This is a genomic window from Herpetosiphonaceae bacterium, assembly GCA_036374795.1.
In the GTDB taxonomy this organism is placed as follows: Bacteria; Chloroflexota; Chloroflexia; order Chloroflexales; family Kallotenuaceae; genus LB3-1.
Map to the genome: position 1 here is coordinate 1 of DASUTC010000314.1, position 5625 is coordinate 5625.

3 protein-coding genes and 1 pseudogene are annotated in these 5625 nt (G+C 62.4%); 2 read left to right on the forward strand and 2 right to left on the reverse strand.

Annotation, left to right across the window (positions count from 1 at the left end; all coding sequences use genetic code 11):
* The first annotated feature begins 135 nt into the window (after window positions 1-135).
* Window positions 136-396 (forward strand): annotated as a pseudogene (locus tag VFZ66_24420) (AzlD domain-containing protein).
* A gap of 4 nt (window positions 397-400) precedes the next feature.
* On the opposite strand, the gene VFZ66_24425 reads toward VFZ66_24420, so the two are convergent.
* Together VFZ66_24425 and VFZ66_24430 are read right to left on the reverse strand one after the other, a co-directional pair.
* The gene (locus VFZ66_24425) at window positions 401-988 is read right to left on the reverse strand and encodes a DNA-3-methyladenine glycosylase I (GenBank protein ID HEX6292355.1); all 588 of its coding nucleotides are present in this window, start codon (window positions 986-988) and stop codon (window positions 401-403) included.
* A 259-nt stretch (window positions 989-1247) separates the two neighbouring features.
* On the reverse strand, window positions 1248-3800 hold the full coding sequence (locus VFZ66_24430) for a helix-turn-helix domain-containing protein (GenBank protein HEX6292356.1): 2553 nt from the start codon (window positions 3798-3800) through the stop codon (window positions 1248-1250).
* Window positions 3801-4146: 346 nt separating this feature from the next.
* On the opposite strand from VFZ66_24430, the gene VFZ66_24435 reads away from it, so the two are divergent.
* Window positions 4147-5625 (forward strand): right-handed parallel beta-helix repeat-containing protein (locus VFZ66_24435; GenBank protein HEX6292357.1); only part of this gene is annotated, 1479 nt, incomplete at its 3' end.

Below are 5625 nucleotides of genomic sequence, written 5' to 3' on the forward strand. Positions count from 1 at the left end.
AGATGCCGCCGACGATCGTCCTCGGATCGCGTATAATCTGCGGGCAGGTGCCCCAGCTTTCACAGTGAAGGGATTTTCGGATGACGACCTGGCTGGTCATTCTGGGCATGGCGGCGGTGACATACGCGACGCGCGACGATGATCTTTGCGCTGCGCGGCAAGCTCGTGCCCTGGCTCCAGCGCTGGCTGAGCTACGTGCCCGTCGCGGTGTTTACTGCGCTGATCGTGCCGCCGCTGCTGCTGCGGGCCGAGGGCACGGCAACCACGCTCACGATCGGGCCGACGCTCGGCGCGGGAGTGATCGGCGGGCTGGCGGCGTGGCGTACCGGCAACCTGCTGCTGACGATCGGCGCGGGCCTGGCGACGTACTGGCTGCTGCGCTGGCTCGGCCTCTAAGCCGTTATTCGCTGCGGCTGCCCGGCTGCGCCTTGAAGCAGTGCTCGACGTGATCGTTGACCATCCCGACGCTCTGCATAAAGCTGTAGCACATCGTCGGGCCGACCATCTTGAAGCCACGGCGTCGCAGCTCGCGCGCCATCCTGTCCGACTCCGGCGTCCAGGCGGGAACGGCGGACCAGATCGGCGCGGACGGTCGCAGCAGCGGCGCTCCACCCACAAACGACCAGATGTAGCGGTCGAACGAGCCATGCTCGGCCTGCACGTCGAGGAAGCGGCGCGCGTTGTGGATTGTGCTGTCGATCTTGCGGCGATTTCGGATGATGCCCGGATCGTTCAGCAGCCGCTCGACATCTTTGTCGTCGTACGCCGCGATGCGCTCGACATCCCACTCGTGGAAGGCGCGGCGAAAGTTCTCGCGCTTACGCAGAATCAGCAGCCAGGAGAGTCCGGCCTGAAACGCCTCCAAGATTAAACGCTCGAAAAGCGCCCGGTCGTTGTGGCAGGGCACGCCCCACTCATCGTCGTGATAGGCGATCATCAGCGGATCGCGCATAGTCCATTCACAGCGCTGCGGCTGATCGATCGTCATATGACCCCGTTTCAAGTTTCAAGTTTCGAGTTTCAAGTTTCGAGTTTCGAGTTCCAAGTTTCGAGTTCCAAGTTCCAAGTTTCCCTTTGTTCCTTTGTTTGTCGTTGCAGGCCCTCACCCCGGGCCCAGAGGGCACCCGGTTCTTTGTTCTTTTGTTCTTTTGTTCCTTTGTTCTTTTGTTCTTTTGTTCCTTTGTTCCTTTGTTCTTTGTTCTTTGTTCTTTGTTCCTTTGTTCTTTGTTCTGCTTAGTTCTTGGTTCTTAGTTCTTGGTTATCTCGTCCGTCGCCTGCGGCTCCAGCTTTTCGGCGTAGCGCTCGTCGAGCAGCGCGGGATCTTGCCAGATCGCTGCCGCCGCGCCGTGTGCCCAGCCCGCCCTGAAGGTTGCCTCGCCTAGGTACATGTGCAGCGTGGCGCTCAGCTCCGTGTAGTACGCCCGATCTGCCGGTGGCTGTGGCGCCTTGATCGCGGCCCGCAGCGAGTCCGCCGCGCCGCACAAGAACACAGCGCGCAGCGCGCAGCCCTGGGAGGCGTACACCCCCGCCATGCCTTCGAGCGCGGTAGCAATGCCCTCTTTGTCGCCGACCTCGCGGAAGAGCGAGAGTCCTTCCTGAAGCAGCCCGCGCGCATACGGGGTATCGCCCCGTTTGAGCGCAACTCGCGCCAGATAGGTGTAGGCCCGCGCGATGCCGGGCTTGTAGCCGAGCGGCTGAAAGATGCGCAGGCTTTCCTGCAACAGCACTGCCGCCTGGTCGATGTCGCCCTGGTAGAGCGAGGCGCGTCCCTGGAAGTTGAGCGCCGTGCCGATGCCGTTTTGATAATTCAGCCGCTGGTATAGCTCGCGGCTGCGGATCAGCAGCTCGGTGCTGCGCGCGGCGTCATCTTGATTGAGCAGCGCCATTGCCAGGTAGAGCTGCGCGCGCGCGACAGCGTGTGGATCGGCGCAGGCTTGCGCAAGCTGCCAGCCCTCTTCCAGCCGTTGTGTCGCCAGGGGATAGCTGCCCTGCCAGTAGGCGATCATGCCGAGATGGATCAGCGCCCGCGATGGGTAGAGCATGTCGTCGGTCTGCGCGCGTAGCTCAAGGATGGCCTCGAAGTACGAGCGCGCCTGCGCGTACTCGTCTTGAATGAATGCCAGCACGCCCGCCACATCCAGCGCCCGCGTGCGGACGCTTACCGGCACGTCGTCGGTGGCGCGCGCCAGCGCCTTTGAGAGCCATTGCCGTCCCTCGCTGACGTAGCCTTGCGCGTTCCAGAAGACGCAGAGCACGCCGCAGAGCCGCAGCGCGATCTCTGGATCGCCGTAGTCGAGCGACCAGCGCAGTGCCTCGCGAATGTTGTCGTACTCCTGCGCCAGGACATGCAGCAGGCCGTGCTGCCCCGATCCTTCCAGCTCCGGCCCGATGCGCTCGACCAGCGATAGGAAAAAGCTGGCGTGCCGTCGCCGGACTGTCGCCCGGTCGTCGCTCTGCGCCAGCCGTTGCAGCGCAAACTCGCGAATCGTCTCAAGCATCGTGAAGCGCGACACACCATCTGCCGCGACCTGATACACCAGACAGTTGTCGATCAAGGCGACAAGCTCGTTGAAACAGTCGTGCGGATCGTCGGCTGTTGCGCCGCAGATCGCGGAGATCGCTTCGAGGCCCCAGCCGCCGACAAAGACCGCCAACCGCTGGAAAAGCTGCTGCTGCGCCGGGCTGAGCAGCTCGTAGCTCCAGGCGATCGTCGCATGGAGCGACTGGTGCCGATCCGATGCGTCGCGCGGCCCGCCGTTCAGCAGGTGAAAAAACGAGCCGCTCGCGCCGCGATCGAGCTGGGCCAGCATCGTCTGAGGCGTGAGCAGCCTGACGCGCGCGACCGCAAGCTCGATCGCCAGGGGCAGCCCATCCAGGCGCACGCATAGCTCGGCGATAGCGCTGGCATTCGACTCGGTCAGCGCCAGGTCGGAGTTGACCGCCTGCGCGCGCTGGAGGAATAGCGCCACCGCGCTGTAGCACGCCAGGTCTTCGATGCTGGGGGGGCATGCCAGATCCGGCAGCGATAGCGGCCTGACCTGATACTGGCGCTCAAGCGAGAGATGCAGCGCGGCGCGGCTTGTCACAAGCACCTTGAGCTGCGGACAGGCATCCAGCAGCGCCGCGACCGGCAGCGCTGCGTCGAGCACCTGCTCGACGTTGTCGAGGATCAGCAGCGTTGGCTTGCCCGCCAGCCGCTCCGCCAGAATCGTCGTCAGCGCTCGATCGGCGTCTTTCCAAAGATTGAGGCTGTGGGCAATCGCTGGCAGGACCAGATCGGGATCGCGGAGCGCAGCCACGGAGACGAAACAAACGTTGTCGGCAAACGTGGCCTGGAGCTCGGCGGCAAGCTGGAGCGCCAGGCGTGTCTTGCCGACGCCGCCCGGCCCCAGCAGCGTAAGCAGACGCACGTCGGGCTGGAGCAGCAATTCTTGGATACGCTGGAGATCCGCGTCGCGTCCGATCAGCGGCGCGTGCGGGCCTGGTAGGGATGCCGGTAGCTTCTCGGCCTGGCCGGAAGAAAGCGGCCCTGGCAGCGGCTGCGCTTTGGCGCGGGCAAGCTGGACAAAGCTGGCGCGCTCTGCCTCGCCGATGCGTAATGCCGTGGCGATTCGCTCGGCAATTTGCAGTGATGGCCGACGCCGACCGGTTTCGATCTTACGGATGGTTTCGACAGAACAGCCCACCTGATCGGCAAGGGCTTCGCGCGAAAGTGAGATGGCTCTTCGGCGCTCTTTGATCCATTGGCCTACTGATGAACTGTGCTGGATGTTAGATTCTTGAGGGGACAGTGCAACCATGTCAGCTTCCTGAGGCACACCAGCAACGGGTGGCTGTGAGCGGCAACGGTGGCGATCGTCGGGCGTTAATACGTTGTCTTTAAACCTATTGTAACATATCGCGCTGGCTGCGGATCGCCGGGCTGTACTCCGAAACGATACCCCTTTTGTACGCTGTGCCTGCTAGATCTCCGCCGCATGCTATGGTTTAATAGAGTTTAAACCAGTTGAGAACAACTATGACACACATGGACGACCTCTGCGGCGGAGCATCCGATGAGCTGCGCCCGGGTTCGGAGGATGATCAGTCCATGTCAGCCTTCGTATTCATTGTCGCAACGTTGGCTATCGTTGAAGGAGGCTTTCAATGCTGGTACGCTCTTCTGCTCTGCGACGGCATCCGGCAGGTCTGATCGGTGCTCCTGGCTCACCCCGCAGCCCCAGGTCTTTTCAGCACCTAAGCACCCTGCTGGTCTTCCTGGTGAGCCTGATTCTGATACCGAGCGAGGTTCGTGCCGCCCAGGTGATCGACTGTGGCGGCGGGGCGTATCCGACCAGGAATACGGCCCTGGTGCTGCGGAGCACCGACTCGGGAAGCGTGATTCGGAACTGTGTCTTTCGCGATTGGAATGCCCAGATTGGCGCAGTGATCCAGATCGATAATGCCAACGACATCCTGATTGAAAACAATCGTTTCGAGAACATCCGCCGCTCGGATTTCCGAGATATTCACGCGGTCAATATCGCGCAGTACGGTCAGCGCGTGACGATTCGCAATAATATCTTTGTCAACGTGGGTGCCGACGGCGTTCAGATGGGCGATACGGCTGCCTCGTCCGGCGGCAATATTCGCGATATTACGATTACCAATAACGACTTTTCGAGCACCAACGTGGACATCGGCGAGGAGGGCGTCGACATCAAGCGGGTGCATGGCAACGTGGTGGTAGCCGATAACCGCTTCCACGGCTTCCGACCCTGCGAGGCGAACGTTCAACCCGGCTGCACTGGCTCGCCAGGAGCGGGCATGGTGGTCCACGCTGGCGCGACCGGTGTGATCATCGAGCGCAACCGCTTCTGGGACAATATCTATGGGCTAACTGTCGGCGCGGGCTTTGCCAACATCCCGCCGCGCGAGATCCTGGTCCGCAACAACTTCTTCTACGACAACCAGCGGCGCGCGCTGCAAATCGATACGGTTCACAGCATCAAGCTGCTCAATAACACGATCATCAACAGCGGCTATCAACATATGTACGTGAACGCGACGCCCAGCAGCACGGATGGATGGTGCTTCAACCGCAACAACCTGTTTGCAGGCGGCACCGCGCCCGCGAGCGTCTGCACGCCGCAGAATAACCGGTACTACGCTGATCCGGGAGCCGTCGGCTTCGTTAGCCTCACCGCGCGCGATCTGCACCTCCAGCAGACCTCGCCAGCCGTCGATGCTGGGCAGGCGCTGACCACAGATGTGCCAGGCGACATTGACCGTCAGGCGCGACCATACGGCAGTGCCTACGATGTCGGTGCCGATGAATTTGCCAGCAACGATCAGCCGGGCTGTCAGACTGCGACGAGCACAAGCTGGAAGAACCAGGCATTGCCTGCGGCGCAGACTGGCAGCTTCGTGGTCGAGGGCGAGCTGACGCCGCCGACGCTAGGCACGGCGGGAGCGTTGGCGGTGGCCTTGGGACAGCCAGCGGCACAGAACTGGGACGGCCTGGCGGCGATCGTGCTCTTCGATGATGTCGACAACCGCATCAAGGCGCGCAACGGCGCGAGCTATATCGATGCCAGCCCACCGCTGAGCTACCAGGCCGCGACCAGCTACCACATCCGCATGGTC

Bases quoted from the DNA above. Each gene is read 5' to 3' on its own strand.
- VFZ66_24425 (HEX6292355.1), bottom strand. From the start codon at position 988: ATGACGATCGATCAGCCGCAGCGCTGTGAATGGACTATGCGCGATCCG.
- VFZ66_24430 (HEX6292356.1), bottom strand. From the start codon at position 3,800: ATGGTTGCACTGTCCCCTCAAGAATCTAACATCCAGCACAGTTCATCA.